Annotated in this window: 15 protein-coding genes; 7 read left to right on the plus strand and 8 right to left on the minus strand. The window is 59.4% G+C overall.

The features are described from left to right. Positions 1-190: 190 nt before the first annotated feature. The 6 genes from AD662_RS15135 to AD662_RS15160 all read left to right on the plus strand — a co-directional run bounded on the left by AD662_RS15135 (position 191) and on the right by AD662_RS15160 (position 5,722). The gene (locus tag AD662_RS15135) at positions 191-895 is read left to right on the plus strand and encodes a heavy metal response regulator transcription factor (protein ID WP_018603997.1); all 705 of its coding nucleotides are present in this window, start codon (positions 191-193) and stop codon (positions 893-895) included. Further along, a complete protein-coding gene (locus AD662_RS15140) occupies positions 895-2,268 on the plus strand; it encodes a heavy metal sensor histidine kinase (protein WP_053188475.1) in 1,374 nt (457 codons plus the stop codon). Before AD662_RS15135 ends, AD662_RS15140 begins: the two co-directional genes overlap by 1 nt. A gap of 130 nt (positions 2,269-2,398) precedes the next feature. After that, positions 2,399-2,659 (plus strand): DUF2790 domain-containing protein, encoded by a 261-nt coding sequence (locus AD662_RS15145; RefSeq protein ID WP_053188478.1) that lies wholly within the window; start codon positions 2,399-2,401, stop codon positions 2,657-2,659. A gap of 105 nt (positions 2,660-2,764) precedes the next feature. Beyond that, positions 2,765-3,757 carry an oxidoreductase gene (locus AD662_RS15150; RefSeq protein WP_235862410.1) on the plus strand — a complete coding sequence of 331 codons (993 nt, stop codon included), beginning with the start codon at positions 2,765-2,767 and terminating at the stop codon, positions 3,755-3,757. Positions 3,758-3,827: 70 nt separating this feature from the next. Next, positions 3,828-5,150, plus strand: a complete 1,323-nt coding sequence (locus AD662_RS15155) for an NTP/NDP exchange transporter (RefSeq protein WP_053188481.1) — start codon at positions 3,828-3,830, stop codon at positions 5,148-5,150. Between the two features lie 71 nt (positions 5,151-5,221). Continuing rightward, the gene (locus AD662_RS15160) at positions 5,222-5,722 is read left to right on the plus strand and encodes a lipocalin-like domain-containing protein (protein WP_053188484.1); all 501 of its coding nucleotides are present in this window, start codon (positions 5,222-5,224) and stop codon (positions 5,720-5,722) included. A gap of 97 nt (positions 5,723-5,819) precedes the next feature. Here the strand turns inward: AD662_RS15160 and AD662_RS15165 are convergent, their stop codons facing one another. The 4 genes from AD662_RS15165 to AD662_RS15180 all read right to left on the minus strand — a co-directional run bounded on the left by AD662_RS15165 (position 5,820) and on the right by AD662_RS15180 (position 10,143). Beyond that, positions 5,820-6,932, minus strand: a complete 1,113-nt coding sequence (locus tag AD662_RS15165; protein ID WP_053188487.1) for a class II histone deacetylase — start codon at positions 6,930-6,932, stop codon at positions 5,820-5,822. 34 nt (positions 6,933-6,966) lie between these two features. Then, positions 6,967-8,130: an MFS transporter gene (locus AD662_RS15170; protein ID WP_053188490.1), complete on the minus strand. Its 1,164-nt coding sequence runs from the start codon at positions 8,128-8,130 to the stop codon at positions 6,967-6,969. 22 nt (positions 8,131-8,152) lie between these two features. After that, entirely contained in the window at positions 8,153-9,034 is an 882-nt protein-coding gene (locus tag AD662_RS15175) for a transporter (RefSeq protein WP_018603989.1), read from the minus strand. A gap of 131 nt (positions 9,035-9,165) precedes the next feature. After that, positions 9,166-10,143 (minus strand): helix-turn-helix transcriptional regulator, encoded by a 978-nt coding sequence (locus AD662_RS15180; protein WP_018603988.1) that lies wholly within the window; start codon positions 10,141-10,143, stop codon positions 9,166-9,168. Positions 10,144-10,513: 370 nt separating this feature from the next. Here AD662_RS15180 and AD662_RS15190 point away from each other — a divergent pair, with 370 nt between their 5' ends. Next, on the plus strand, positions 10,514-11,149 hold the full coding sequence (locus AD662_RS15190; RefSeq protein WP_018603986.1) for a hypothetical protein: 636 nt from the start codon (positions 10,514-10,516) through the stop codon (positions 11,147-11,149). A gap of 42 nt (positions 11,150-11,191) precedes the next feature. Here the strand turns inward: AD662_RS15190 and AD662_RS15195 are convergent, their stop codons facing one another. The 4 genes from AD662_RS15195 to AD662_RS15210 form a co-directional block, all read right to left on the minus strand. Then, a complete protein-coding gene (locus tag AD662_RS15195) occupies positions 11,192-11,737 on the minus strand; it encodes a hypothetical protein (RefSeq protein ID WP_053179834.1) in 546 nt (181 codons plus the stop codon). Between the two features lie 96 nt (positions 11,738-11,833). Beyond that, a complete protein-coding gene (locus AD662_RS15200) occupies positions 11,834-13,249 on the minus strand; it encodes an amino acid permease (RefSeq protein WP_018603984.1) in 1,416 nt (471 codons plus the stop codon). 177 nt (positions 13,250-13,426) lie between these two features. Further along, the gene (locus tag AD662_RS15205) at positions 13,427-14,482 is read right to left on the minus strand and encodes an ornithine cyclodeaminase (protein ID WP_053188497.1); all 1,056 of its coding nucleotides are present in this window, start codon (positions 14,480-14,482) and stop codon (positions 13,427-13,429) included. A gap of 50 nt (positions 14,483-14,532) precedes the next feature. Beyond that, positions 14,533-15,567, minus strand: coding sequence for a histone deacetylase family protein (locus AD662_RS15210; protein WP_053188500.1), 1,035 nt, complete (start codon positions 15,565-15,567; stop codon positions 14,533-14,535). Positions 15,568-15,614 lie beyond the last annotated feature (47 nt).

Here is a 15,614-nt window from a genome sequence, read left to right on the forward strand (position 1 = left end):
GGCCCTTGCAGCTTTCCTGACAAGAATGTCAGGAAGCGGTCAGCCTGAGGACACCTTCGCCGCCTAGACTGGGGAAAATGTACATCCAGGCGATCTTGCAGGGGCTTGAAGCATCAGCACCCAGCCAAACATCGGGATCGACTATTGGGTCTCCTAATTTGTGGCACCGTTTTAAGAGAGGCGTTACCCGATGCGTTTGCTCATTGTCGAGGACGAAGAAAAAACCTCCTCCTACGTCCATCGTGGCTTGACCGAGCTCGGCTACATTGTCGACGTTGCCACGAATGGTATCGATGGCCTGCACTACGCGTTGGAATGGGATTACGACGTGGTGATCCTGGATGTGATGCTGCCGGGCAAGGACGGCTACGACGTGCTGCAAGGCCTGCGCCTGCACAAGAAAACCCCGGTCATCATGCTGTCGGCCAGGGGCACGGTGGATGACCGCATTCGAGGGCTGCGCGAGGGCGCCGATGATTACCTGGGCAAGCCTTTTTCGTTTGCCGAACTTGTCGCACGTGTCCAGGCCTTGATACGTCGTCGCGCCGGTGACACGGTTGACCTGACGCATTTGCGCATCGACGACCTGGAGGTCGATCTGCAAGCGCGCAAGGTGACCCGGGGAGGGCTGCGGCTGGACCTGACGGCCAAGGAGTTCTCCCTGTTAAGCCTGTTGGCGCGGCATCAGGGCGAGATCCTTTCCAAGTTGATGATTGCCGAGCAGGTCTGGGACATGAATTTCGACAGTGATGCCAACGTCGTCGAGGTTGCGATCAAGCGCGTCCGCGCCAAGGTGGATACCCCGTATCCGCGCAAGCTGCTACATACCGTCCGCGGCATGGGGTATGTACTGGAAAGCCGAGAGGCAGATGGCAGGCAAACGGGTACGCCTTGATGAAAAGATCGATCGCCAAGCGGCTTGCCCTGATGTTCGCCCTCGCTGTCCTGCTGATCATGTCGATCAGCGCGACGCTGTTGCGCTGTTCCTTGAAGCAATCGCTCGATGACCAGATGCAGAATGAGCTGATCCTGCGCCATTCCGTGCTCGACCCGGTGCTCGCCAAATACGATTCGCCGACGTTCTGGGTCGGTTTGCGCCAGAAGCTCGACGGCCTGACGCCTGCGGATGAACGAGTCCGCTATTGGATCCTGGTGGACAACCCAGCCTTCAGTTACGGCGGGGCGATGCCGGACGGCCAGGATTGGTCGAAGCGCTCCGATGGGCTGTTTACCGTCGACCTGCCTGAGAAAGAGCGGCCCATGATGGTGTTGCTCAAGACCATTCCCGCCATGGGCGATCGTCCGGAACTGCGCTTTATCGTGGGGCTGGATTCAACGCCGTTCAGGAAGACCCTGGACCACTTCACCAAGATATTGATCCTGACCTCGGCGTTGGGCATCGGGCTGGTTGCGCTGCTCGGTTACTGGATCGCGCGTTTTGGTCTGGGACCGGTAAGGCGTTTGAGCCGTCAAGCCAACAGCCTGCCGCCGGGGGATTCGAAGCAGCGACTGGACACCGAGGCGCTGCCAGGCGAATTGCAGGAACTGGCGGTGTCATTCAACGGCGCCCTGGCTCGCCAGGAAGCGGCCTGGTGCCAGCTCGAAGGGTTCAACGCCAACGTGGCCCATGAGCTGCGAACGCCCCTGACCAACCTGATCGGACAGACCCAGGTGGCATTGGCCCACGGGCGTGAGGTGAGCGAGCTTCAAGACTTGCTGCAGTCGAACCTCGAAGAGTTGGAACGGATGGGCACCATCGTCAATGACATGCTGTTCCTGGCCGGAGCCGAGAGCGGGCAACGGGCTACCGAGCTCAGTGATGTCTCGCTTTATGAAGAGGCGTCGAAGACGGTGGAGTATCTGGAGCCGGTCCTGCACGACAAACAGCTGAGCGTGGTGATCCAAGGTGACATGCGCGTGTGCATCGACCGACGCCTCTTTCACCGCTCCCTGGCCAATTTGATACAGAACGCGGCGCGATACGCGGTGCCGACAAGCACCATCACGGTAACGCTGGCCAGCCACGGCATGCAGGTCGAGGTGAGCGTTTCCAATGCCGGGGAGCCCATCGACAATTCGCACCTGGAGCGTTTGTTCGAGCGTTTCTATCGCGCCGACACCGCCAGGACGCGAAGCGATGCCCACCATGGCCTGGGCCTTTCCATCGTGCGGGCGGTGGCGTCCATGCACGGTGGACGCGTGTTTGCCCACAGCGAAAATGGGCTCAACACCTTCGGATTTTCCTTGATGAACCAGACGGCGCGTTAGTCGTCGCCCCTGCGAGTAAAGTCCGCCCGCGTTTGACATCTTCCCGTCAGCCAGCAGTCACCTTGACGTCAGTCGCCCCCGCCTAGAGTGCCACGACCATCCCAACGAGGACAGTGTCGTGGAGCCCACTATGAACATTCGAAACCTGTCGATTGCCGTCCTGCTGGCAGTCATCTCCTTGAGCGGCTCGCCGCTGCTCGCCAAAGAACAAACGCAGTTCCCGGCCTACGAATATGGCATGCCGCTGGACATCGCCAGGGTCATCCATATCGAGGAGGCGACATCACCGGTATGCGAGGTCGTGCAAGCCAATATGACCTATTTGAATACCCAGGGAATAAAGAAGCACGTCAGCTTTCTGCAGTTGGCGCAGGCGTGCTCGAACCAGTGACCGTCCGGCGATGCCGGTTCATTTCTTCAGACAGGGACCATCACCATGTGGAATAGAACAACACCCGCCATTGGCCGCACGAGCACCATGAATCGGCTTGCGAGAATGGCGAGAACCCTCGCCGCGGGCGTCGCGCTGCTCAGTACGGTGAGTATCGAAGCTTCCGATCGCATTACACCGAAACCAGACTGGTCGACCAGCGACATACCGTCCCAGAAAGGCCGGATTGTCCTGATCACCGGTGGCACCAGCGGCATGGGCTACGAGGATGCGCTGGCCTTGGCGCGTGCCGGCGCCGAGGTCATCATCGCCGCGCGCAACCCAGAGCGCGGCGCACAGGCCATTGCGCGTATCCGCGAGTCCGTGCCCGACGCCAAGGTGCAGTTCGAGAACGTGGACCTGGCTGATCTTTCATCGGTGCGCGACCTGGCCCAGCGTCTCAATCAACGGCTGCCGCGCCTCGACGTGTTGATCAACAATGCCGCCGTCATGGCACCGCCCGAGCGGGGTACATCCGCCGATGGCTTTGAACTTCAGTTGGCCACCAACTACCTGGGGCACTTCGCGCTGACCGGCCTGTTGGTGCCGCTCTTGCGTCAAAGCCAGGATGCCCGCGTGGTGAGCCTGTCCAGCATTGCCGCGGCGCGCGGCGCGATGAACCTTGATGACCTTCAGAGCGAGCAGAAGTACGACCCGTACGCGGCCTACGCGCAATCGAAACTGGCCGTCCTGCACTGGGCATTTGCCTTGCAGCGGCGCAGTGATGCTGAAAACTGGGGGATTCGCAGCATGGCGGCGCATCCCGGCGTTGCGGTCACCGAGTTGGTCGCACGGGGGCCAGGCCTGGACAGCGAGTTCGGTCGGCGTTGGGCAAAGGACCGTGACGCGTACCACTCAGCGGCACAAGGGGCGTTGCCCACCTTGTATGCCGCCACTGCTGCGCAAGCGGTGGGCGGAGCTTATTACGGCCCGACCGCTGACGGCGAAAGACGCGGTCCGTTGGGATTCGCCAAGACGCCGCCCGCCGCGAGCACGCAGGCCGATGCCGAACGGCTCTGGGCCGTCTCCGAGCGACTGACCGGCGTGACCTATCGCTGATGCAACCCTGGGCGCGGGCGTCCGTCCCGCGCTTGACCTTTGTCTTGTTGCCGTCTCCCCGGAGTTCCTTATGAGTGCGCCTTCCTATTTGCACCGGCTGAGTCTCGCCCTGAACGCCCGCGACGGTGAGTTGCGTCCGGCGCTGTGCGGGTTCCTGCTGTTCCTTTGTCTCTTCACCGGTTACTTCACGCTGCGCCCAATCCGTGAATCGATGGGCATCGCGGCGGGGGTGGAGAATCTGCAATGGCTGTTTACCGCGACCTTCCTGGTCATGCTGGCAGCCGTGCCGTTGTTCGCCTGGCTCAGTTCGCGGGTGCCGCGCCTGCGCCTGATCGACTGGGTGTACGGCTTCTTCGGTTTCAACCTGCTGATGTTCGTCGAGTTGTTCCAGTTCCAGCCGGACAGTGTCTGGCTGGCCCGGGGCTTTTACGTCTGGATCTCGGTTTATAACTTGTTCGTCGTGTCAGTGGCCTGGAGCCTGATGGCAGATGTATTCGACAGCGAGCAGGCCAAGCGTCTGTTCGCCTTCATCGCCGCGGGCGCCAGCGTCGGCGGTCTGTTGGGTCCGGCCCTGAGCGCGCTGCTCATCGGTCCCCTCGGCGCCTCGGGGTTGATGTTTCTGGCGGCCGTGTTGCTCGGCGCCTCGCTGGTGTTGAAACGGGCGTTGATGGGGTGGCGCGAAACGGGCGGGGCCGGCCGCCCCGGCGCCGCACCGACGCAAAGCCCCCAACAGCCATTGCACGGTAATCCGTTCAGCGGGTTGACGGCGGTGCTCAGGTCACCTTACTTGCTGGGGATCGCCGGCTTCGTGGTGCTGTTGGCGACGGTCAGCACCTTTCTCTATTTCGAGCAGGCGCGCCTGGTGGCCGAGCACTATCCGGATCGCCAGGCGCAAGTACGCATCTTCGGCACCATCGACATCATCGTGCAGGCCGGTGCGTTGCTGTCCCAGCTGTTCATCACCGGCCGCATCGCGCCGAAGTTGGGGGTGCGTGCTTTGTTGGCCGTCGTGCCGCTGCTCATGTGCATCGGCTTCCTCGGCCTGGCGTTGGCGCCGGGGTTCGCTCTGCTGGCGGCGGTGATGATCGTGCGACGAATCGGTGAGTACGCGTTCGTCCGACCGGGCAGGGAAATGCTGTTCGCGCCGTTGGATGCCGAGAGTAAATACAAGGCCAAGAACTTCATCGACACCGTGGTTTATCGCGCAGGTGACGCCATGAGCGGCTGGGCCAAGAGCCTGCTCGACCTGCTAGGGCAGGGGGCCGGTCTGGCCGCGATAATCGGCGCCTGTTGCGCACTGCTGTGGGGTTACTTGGGCTGGCAACTGGGGCGGAGGGCGGATAATGCCACGTTGCGGGAGTTACGTTTGGCGACCATCTCGGCCAGGGCATGAAGACCATGCGGACCAGAATGAAACCCACTCTATTGTCTGCCGCGTCGTAGCGGCGAGGAAAGGTGAAGCGGATGAGTCTGAAAAACAAGGTACTGGCGATCGTAGCGCTCGTTGCTTTCTCGGCGTTCTCCACAGCGTTTGCGGGCAAAGAAAATGCCTTGGTCGGGACATGGCGCATGGTCAGTGCAACCGTTGAGAGCCAGGGCAGTAAATCGGATGCTTATGGCCCCGATCCTCATGGTTGGCTCGTCTTCACGCCAGAGCTGACGTTTGTCGAAGTACTCACGGATCCACGCGTGCCGGCGTTTCGATCCAACGTTCGTGGCGAAGGCACCGATGAGGAAAACCGGGCAGCGATGGCGGGGAGCATCGGTTTTTTCGGGCGATATACCGTCGATCCGAACGGTGAGTTCACAGGCAACACTGTCGAAGGGGCTACGTTCCCGAACTGGGTGGGCGCTGTGCGCACCCGGGACGACCTGCAGTTGAAGGTCGATGGCAACCGGATGGTAGAAGATTTTCGTCGCCCGGATGGGGCGAAGGTTCACATCGTTTTTGAGCGTGTCAGGTAATTTCGAAGCGTCTTCCCGAAAAAATCCGATGCCTGTCATGGCATCGGATTTTGCGTCACGCTCGGGCCGTGGAACTGACCCGCCACATTGTCGGCTGCTAGGCCTGGTGTGCTTCGGCCAACTCATCGATCAAGTGCCGCTGAAACGCCGCAAGCGCCTCCTTCGGTTGCTGTAGTTGTATAAATTCCAACATGGGATCGGTGACTGCTGTCCTGACGCCCGCCAGTTCTTCGATGGTCGCCAGCCCGCAAAACGGCACATACGCTTCGGAATACCCACCTTCGTGGACCAGAACGAGACGGCCCTGGCAAAGACGTTCCGCGGCTTTGCGCACCAGGCTGGTCATTTGCCGGAACGAGTCGCTGTGCAACAGCATGCGAGCCAGCGGATCGACGGCGTTGGCGTCGTAACCACAGGCGACAATGATCAACTCTGGCTCGAAGCGCTCCAGCGCCGGGATCACGATGCGTTCCATCGCATGCAGATAAGCCTCATGACCGCAGCCGGGTGACAACGGAATATTGATGTTCGCGCCCAACCCCGCGCCGCGGCCGCGCTCAGCTTCACCGCTGTAACCTGGCGGGAAACAGCCGTCCTGGTGCAGTGAAATGGTCAGCACGTCACCGCGCTCTTCGAAGATGGATTGCGTGCCGTTGCCGTGGTGTACGTCCCAGTCGATCACCGCGACGTTGCCCAGGCCATGGCGGGCTTTTGCGGCTTCAATGGCGATGGCAATGTTGGCCAGAAAGCAAAAGCCCATGGCGCTGTCGGCGAGGCAGTGATGGCCCGGCGGGCGCGACAGTGCGTACGCGTTATCGACTTCCCCGACGAGCACGGCATCGACCGCGGCGATGGCCAACCCGGCAGAAAGCGTGGCTATTTCATAACTTCCAGGCCCGATGGGCGCGTGCGGCCCCAACTCACCGCCCCCGGCGTCGCTCATCGCCTTGAAGCGTTGCAGGTAACCGGGTGTATGAACCCGCAGCAGATCTTCATCGGTCGCCGCGTTGGCGCTGCGTACCTGCAAATGGCGGGTCAGGCCGGAAACGTCCAGCAGGCTCTTCAGACGGCGTTTGGTTTCCGGCGACTCAGCGTGGCCCGCAGCGGCAGGTGGTTGCACCCATCCTCCCACCGGCAAGGTCAAGGCATGCAACCCGGCGCTGTGCCAGAGGCTGAGTTCGTCGAAGAAAAATGCACTTTTTCGGCTCATCGTCTTTCCATTTTCTTTAGGGTAATAAGGCCATTCATGCGTTTGGGCGGCTGCCGAGCATCAACGCCAGGGACAGCAGGGTGATGCACGTCCCGCCGATCAGCAGCGAGTGGAAACCGCCGCTGGCTTCGATCAGCCGGCCCGCCACTGTCGGGCCGATAGCCAGGCCACCGCCGATCACTAGGTTGGAGGCGTTCATCAGTTTTCCGGAGCGGTCGAGGTCGGCCAGGCAGGCGAGGATCAACGGCAGAATGAAGGTCCAGGTGAACTTGAACAGCAGCGCTGCCACGGCAAAACGCATTATTTCGGGTTGCCCCCGCAGCAACAGCACTGAGCCGGCCATCAGTGCGTAGCCCAGCAGCAACAGCAGCAAGCGTGGCAGTCGGTCGCCGATCAGTGAGGCACAGCCCGCTCCGACAATGCCCATCACCGTGGCGAGCGCCAGAACCTTGCCACTGGACTCGGCGGAGATACCTGCCTGGGTGGCGATGGAGCCGATAAAGGTCCACACACCGCCCAGGCAAATGTAGAAGCTCAAGACCCCCAGAATGCCCAGTGCGGCTTTCCACAGCGAGGCGATGGCGACGCGCTCGGCGGTTGTTTCAGCCGATGGGCTGCCTTGCGGAAAATAGCGGGCCAGTGGCAAAAAGGCCGTCATCAACCCGGCGAGGATCACGTAGCACGCCGATAGCCCGAAGTGTTCGAAGAGCCGAGGCAGGATGCTCAAACCGATCGCCCCGACGACCAGTTGCCCCAGCACCCATAACCCATAGACGCGGCCGGGATTGGCTGTTGACGCGGCGCTGGACAGGCAGATGATCATCAACGAACCGCCCGCCAGGGCACTGCAAAAGCGCAATGCCAGGAGTATCGAGTAGTCAGCCGCAAGCACTGATAAAAGGTTTGCTGCAATGAACACGACACCCGCCAGCAATGCGGCGCGGCGCCAGTCGCTACGTTTCAGCCACCACAGGGCGGGCAAGGTGGCCAGGCTCATGGCGCCAAGTTCGGTGGAGAACAGATCGCCGATCTGTGACGGGCTCAACTGCCATTGAGTCGCCAGTTGCGCGGCGATGGCCGGTGCGGTCATGAGAATGGTCGGGGTGATGGCGGCGAACAGCACGATGGCTGCCAGCAGCGCCCGTTGAGATGATGCGCGCACACGCTCATCCACCAGCGATTGGGTCTGGGTGTTCATGGGGAAGCTCCGGTGAATGAATTCAGAACACATGGACCAGACGCAGCAGTGCGTCAGTGCCGTGGTAGCCGTTATCGGTGGCAACGTTCTGCGAAAGGCCGAACATCACCTGGTTCTGTTTATCCAGCCAGTGGCCGACTTCGAAGCCCACTTGGGTGTAGCGCTTGTGGGTGTCATCGATGCGCTGGTCGTTGATCCGCAGTTCGCCGCCGTCGGCGTGGATCAGCCGCAAAGCACCGTAGGTGCTTTGCGTAAAGTCGTAGGAGGCGAAGGCTTGCAGGCGATACAACGGGTCCTGTTTCAGATCGCTGCCAAAGTAGTCGTCGTTCTTGCCGTAGAGCTGGGCTTCAAGGTTGGCTTCCAACACCCATTTTTCGCCGATGCCCTGGGTGTAGTTGTAAACGAAGGTGGCCCCCCAGCGATTGGCACCGGGCGATACATCTGGATTGTCGTTGTGGTACTCGCCAATCGGCAGCGTAATCAGCGTCAGCAATCCGCTGTAAGTGCGTGAAGCAGGGTCATTGATCAAGAACAGGGTGCCGCCGACCTGAGGGTCGCCAAAGCCGCTTTCCCCGGTGTGTTGGCTGGCACCCGGCAGGCGCGCGTTGATGTCGGCGAAGGGCACGATGAACTGTGGCGTACATAGCGTGCCGCAGATGTCGGTGAAAAATACCTGGCGGTAAGCCATGGCGTTGACCTTCAGGTCGGCCTTGCCGGTGCTGTCGGCCGGGCCGTGGAAGTCGTCAGCGCGGCTTGCCGGCAGATAGAGCAGGCCCAGGTTGGTGCCTGAAGGCGCGCCGATAAAATCCCGGGCGTTGAGGTCGGCGGCACTGGCGTGCAGGCTCGACAAACCGCCGATCAGGGCCAGCGCTGTATTGCGAGTGAACGTGTTGGTCATGGGCATTGCATCTCTTCTTTAAGTTGTTGTGCGGCGAATGGCTCGCCCGTAGGTGGCAGAGGGGCAAAAAAAGGGCAAAGGTGTCCCGTGGCCGTCAAAACGACAGCGAAAAAGTAAGCGCGAGTCAGCGGTGCGGATCAGTCAGGTGGGGCATGCAGCAGATGGGCGATACGGGCTTTGTCCTTGACCCCGAGCTTGCTGTAGATAGCGCGGATGTGGTGGCGCACAGTATTGGGGGACATGCCCAGGTCGCGGGCGACTTCCTTGTAGGTCTTGCCTTCGCCGAAGCCTTGGGCCACGGCGTTTTCCCGTGGGCTCAGTTGCATCAGCACCGTGCGGCTGCGGGCGGCCAGCAGGAACAGATCGCCGACCGTCGAGGCCTCGACCTGCAAGTGCTTGCCTTCATACCCGTCGGCGTCCATCGCCACCGGCAGGCAAGGACCGCTCCAGTCCGGCCATTCGCTCAACAGCAAGTCGACGAAGCCGCGCTCTGCGCAGTGCAGGGTGCCGCGTCGGTCGCACACGGCTAGAGCGAGATTGCGTGGGTGGGTGAGGGCCTCGCGCATGGCCACCAGTGTGCGAATCTGATTGGCGGACACCGCCGCCACCAGGTGCAGCATGAGGTTGTTCAACAGCAGGCAGTCCTGCTCGGTAAAGCGTGCCGCGTCGGTCGCGCGATAGAGCGCGAGGTGATCGCTGAGATGGGTTTGCGGGTCGATGTACACCACGCACAGCAATTCGCCAATGGCGTAGGTCTCACCGAGCCAATTGAGCCCAGGGCCGCTGGCAGGGTTACGCATGTCGACAATGACGGCTTGTCCGGGAACATCGTGAGCCCTGGTGACGGTCACATCGATATGACGAATCGACTGCCAGTCCGACAGGTAACTACGGGGCAGTTTGTGGAGATAGGAGCTGTGTTCTTCGGGTAACCCGTCAATCAATGCTCCGCGGCCCCACCAGGCGCTGTCGAAGGGCAGCAGTTGGCTGATGCAGCTCAGTGCTGCTTCGTGGAAATGCTCGATGTCTTTGTCCTGCGCCAGGCGCTGAAGCTCCAGTGTCATTGCGCTGAAGGCCTCGAGGAGGCGGGCGTGACCATGATCATGACGGCTCATTCGTATGTACCTCTGTGCGACATTCTTATTGTTTTCGTCACGAAGTCATTGAGGGCCGGAACGTCGTTTTGACGTGGGGCAGGGCCTGGGGCGAGTATCGGCGGATTCAAGGAGGATCGCCATCCTACAGATGCATGATGATCGCGCCCGGAGGGAGCTCTTCCGCCTGTGGACGGCAGGTATGAAAATCCGCAAGTCCAAACGGTGGCCGGTGTCAGGGGAGGAGGACGCCGCGTTCAGCCAGCCTGTTCAAGGGCGAGGAAATGAGGACAGGCTACTAGATGATAGCCTTTTGCTTTTAAGCGGATCCCGCTAGAATTCGTCCCCCTCTCTGTGAGCGGCATTAGTCAAATTACGCAAGGAAGTCGATATGCAATTTGCAAAAGCCATAGGCCTCGCCTTGGCCTTGAGCCTGAGTGGATGCGCCAGTTTCACCAAAGATGAAGTTGCCCCCGTGAATCTGCCTTCAATGGCCAGCTACTCGAACAAGCCGAACGTCTATGTCGATTTCGATTTCTATCAGGGCGACCCCGACAATGCCAAGGCCACCGAGGTGCCGCAGGCTCGCGACATGCTCAAGCCCGACCTGAAGCGAACCTTCGATGAATCAGGACTTTTTGGGCGCGTGGTCTTTGACGAATTCCAGAAGCAACCAGGCGATTACAGTCTTCGATTGAAGGTCTACAACCATGCGCCAGGCGGTGGGCAAATGGTCCTGGCGTTCATCAGTGGCTTCACGTTCACGATCATTCCTGCGTTGGCGACCGACCAGTACACCATGAGCCTGGAAACCCTGGACGAGCAGGGCCAGCCGTTGGGCAAGACCAGCAATCATGATGCGGTCAACACCTGGATGGGCATCTGGTTCCTGCCCCTGGCAGGCAATACGCCCAAGGCGGCCATCACCGACACCTTCAACCGCCAGGTCAATGCGCTGTTGAAGAACTGGGTCGACAACAACCGCATAAAATACTCCGCTGTCGACACCCGCATTCCACGGGGCTGACACCGATAGAAAAAGAGCCGCAATCGCGGCTCTTTTTTTTGATCACTTCAACGCTTGAGTGAACTGCGGGTCGCTATACAAGCTCTTGAGCAGATCTTGCAACATCGGGTTGTAGTTGTTCGCGGCCGCCGGAATGGCGATCGGACCGAAGAAACTGCTGTCCCAATCACGCTGCACGTCTTTAGTGGTTTCGTATAAAACCTGATCACCTTTACGCAGCGTGAAGCGCGCAGCCACTTCGCCATGGCCGCTGCTCATGCCTGCGGTGAGCTGGCTCTTGACCAACTGAACCTGCAACTGCCGGTCAGCCCGAGGGTCCAACAGACCCGCCTGGCGGAGCTCATCGTTGATCGCGGCCTGGATGTGCAGTGGAACGCTGCCCTCGGGCGACGAAATCGGGTTCAGGCGCACCATCAGCGACCCTTGACCTGAATCCGCATTCACCTGCGTCTCGCGCAAGGGCTGCATGGGTGCATTTTTCTTGAGCTGCTGAACGTTCTGAAAATTGGGTTCATAGCGGGTCATGGTCACGCCACAGCCTTGTAGCAGCAGCGCGCAGAACGGTAGAGCCAAGTAGAGCTTCTTCACAGCAAATCCTTATGTGCTTTTTTAGAAGGCGTGATTATCGACAGATGGCTTTAAGCTATCAAGGATGAGTTGAGGTTTATGCTGCACCCAAACATCTCAGCCGTATTGGCTGGCAGATCCAGCAGCGGTTCTAGGCTTTCGGGAACAGGTCAACTGGTAAGCAATTGCCAACCAGATGAACCACGCCGGCATAACCATCAACGCAATACGGGTGTCAGGTCTCAATGCCAGCAGACAAAGAACAAAGCCCAGGAACACTAGGGAAAACCAGGCCATTGGCACGCCGCCAGGCATTTTGTAGGCCGATTTCGCATGCAGCTCAGGCCGCTTTTTGCGATAGGCAATATACGACGCAAGGATCGTCGACCAAGTAAAAATCACCAGGATTGCCGATACAGTGGAAACAATGGTGAATGCGGTCATCACTTCTGGAACGATGAAAAGCAACAACACACCCACGAGCATTAACAGCGTGGTGAAGGCCAGACTCAGCAGAGGCACGCTATTGCTCGACAGACGTCGGAAAATCCCCGGGGCGTTGTCCTGGTTGGCCAGTCCGAACAGCATGCGACTAGACGAAAATACACCACTGTTGGCCGAGGAAGCGGCAGACGTCAGCACCACAAAGTTGACGATACCGGCTGCCGCGGGAAAACCTGCAACCAGGAACAGCTCGACGAAAGGGCTCTTGTTGGGCGATACCTGTTGCCACGAAGTCACTGCAATAATGCAGGCCAGTGCCAGCACATAAAACAGGATGATTCGCAGCGGAATCGAGTTGATGGCTTTCGGCAGGGTCTTCTCGGGGTTGCGGGTTTCGGCGGCGGCGGTGCCGATCAGTTCGGTGCCGGCAAATGAGAAGATCGCCATCTGGAAACCGGCAAAGAAACCGAACAGGCCGTTGGGGAAGGCCGCTTGTTTATCCAGCAGGTGGTTCAGCGAAGCAGTAACACCGCTGGGTGAGACAAAGGAGCTGGCAATCAGCACCATGCTGACGCCAATCAGGGTGATGACGGCAATGATCTTGATGATCGCGAACCAGAACTCCACTTCACCAAAAAGCCTGACCGTCAGCACATTCAAGGCGAACAGGGTCATCAGCATACCGATGGCCGGTATCCAGGCGGGTACATCGGGGAACCAATACTGAAAAAATCCGCCGACCACGACAGCATCGCCTATCACCGCCACGCTCCAGCTCAGCCAATACGACCAGCCAAGAAAGAATGCCGCGCGCGGGCCGAGGTAGGCACCGGCAAAATCCGCGAAAGTCTTGAAGTTCAAGTTGGAGAGCAGCATTTCGCCCATGGCACGCATGACGAAATAAACGAACAGACCGATGATCATGTAGATGAGGATGATCGACGTGCCCGAGAGGGCGATGATCTTCCCGGAACCCATGAACAAACCGGTACCGATGGCGCCTCCCATGGCCATTAACTGAATGTGACGATTGCTGAGGGTGCGCTGCAGCGCAGGCTGTTCAATCAGCCCTGATGGAGTCGATTTCATTACAAAACCTCTTGATTTTATGTTTTTGAGTTTTGGCAGAAAAGTGGTGTCTTGCGTATTTGTTAGAGATGCAACGGCTACTGACGGTGGTTGTTTTTGCAGAGCGAGATTTGCCGCGTACCCACAGTGGTGCGTAGCCCCTTGGCACTTTGCTCAGGGGCATCACTTATGGTTTTTTCAACTCACTGTGCGCAGGCGTGAGGGGATGATTGCTGGCTGCTGATCCAGGATCTGGTAGAGGTCTTTTATGTTGGCAGGCCTCGGCACCAAGTGGATGTGCTCACCGATTGCATGCTCCTGCGCCAGGTCTAGCACGTAGCGCAATGACGAAAAGTCTTCGAGGGCAAAGCCCACCGAATCGAACACGGTGACCTGCGCGTCGTTCTCGCGGCCCTTGATTTCGCCCTGAACAATCCGGAAAAACTCGACGACGGGAAAGTCGGCTTCCAATTGCTGGATGTCACCTTCAATCCGGGTCTGAGGTTCAAATTCAACGATGACCCGGGCATTGCGCAAGATCTCGGCGTGCAGCTCGGTTTTCCCCGGACAGTCACCCCCTACGGCATTGATATGCATGCCGGGTTCGATCATCTCGGGCGTCAGGATCGTTGCGTAGGCTTTATCTGCAGTGACCGTGGTGACGATGTCTGCGCCCTTGACCGCTTCTTGCACAGAGCCGGCCAGGGTCACCTCAAGATCCGGGAACGCGGCCAGGTTGCGCTTCAACTTAAGCGAGGCGTCACGATCGATATCGAATATGCGCAGTTCCTTGATCGATAGCATTTCGTGGAAGGCGAGGGCCTGAAATTCGCTTTGGGCGCCATTGCCGATGATTGCCATGATGCGGGCATCCGGGCGCGCCAGGGACTTCGCGACCAAGGCGGAGGTCGCCGCAGTGCGCACAGCGGTGGTCAGCGTCAGTTCACTGAGCAGGATTGGATAGCCGCTGTGGACATCGGCCAGGACACCGAACGCCATGACCGTCAGCAAGTTGCTTTGACCGTTGTCCGGATGGCCATTGACGTATTTGAACGAGTACTGCTGGCCATCGTCGGTCGGCATCAACTCGATCACACCCTTGGCCGAATGATTGGCGGTGCGAGGCGACTTATCAAACTGCGCCCAACGTGAATAATCAGCTTCGATGTAATCCGCCATTTCGCGGATTGCGCGACGGATGCCCACCGTGGCGAACAGGCGTGCGGCATGATCGACGTCTATGAAAAGAGTCATGTTTTTATTCTCCGGTTCTGTAGTAACAACGTTGCGGGGCAGGGGACGGCTCAGCTGCGTTTGCTCTCGAAACCATGCAGCACATTGACCGCATTGATTCCGATTTCATCGACCATGTAGCCGCCTTCCATCACGAACAGAGTGGGGCAGCCCACACCCGCTATCAGCTCGCCGATGCCGATGAAATCTTCGCTTTCCAGCAGGAAGTGGCTGATGGGGTCATCCTTGAACGTGTCGACGCCGAGCGAAATAACCAGCACTTCAGGGGCGAATTGCTGGAGTTTCCTGCAGGCGTGGAGCAGGGCATTGCGATAGCTTTCCCAGGTGGTATTTTTCGGCAACGGGTAGTTGAGGTTGTAACCTTCGCCATGGCCGGCGCCGACTTCGTGACTGAAGCCTGAGTAGTACGGATAAGACACCGCAGGTTCGCCGTGCAGCGACACGAACATGACGTCACTGCGTTCGTAAAAGATGTTCTGGGTGCCGTTGCCATGATGGAAGTCGACGTCCAGTACTGCGACACGTTTCGCGCCTTGAGTGATGGCCTGTTGTGCGGCAATGGCGGCGTTGTTGAGATAGCAATAACCCCCCATGTATTCACGCGCTGCGTGATGGCCGGGCGGACGGCACAGGGCGAAGGCACTGTCGTGGCCTTCATCGATCAGCGCCAGGCCGGTGAGGGCGATGTCTGCGCTGGTCTTTACGGCGTGCCATGTGGTCGCGGTAATCGGAGAACCGGCATCCATGGCGAAGAAACCGAGCTTTCCGTCGATGAACGTCGGAACTTGATCGTTGGACAATTCGCGCACTGGCCATACCAGCGGCAAGGCATCGTGGGTACGCCCGGTCGCACACCATTCTGACCATGCGCTTTCAAGAAAGCTGACGTAGCGCTCGCTGTGCGCATTGACGTAACACGACCGGTCAAAAACCCGTGGTTCGACGATCTGGCCAAGGCCTACCTGCTTGACTCGATCATGTACGGTATCGGCCCGGCTGGGCTGTTCGAACGACGGCTTGAGCACGCCGTCCTTCAATTCGGTGCCGTGGTGCAAACGGTGGGAATCACTGAAAACTGTAAACATTCTGCGCATCCGTTAATGTGAGCCAGTGCAAATATTCTGTTCTGGAC

Origin of the sequence: Pseudomonas kilonensis (assembly GCF_001269885.1) — a bacterium.
Classification (GTDB): Bacteria; Pseudomonadota; Gammaproteobacteria; order Pseudomonadales; family Pseudomonadaceae; genus Aquipseudomonas; species Aquipseudomonas kilonensis.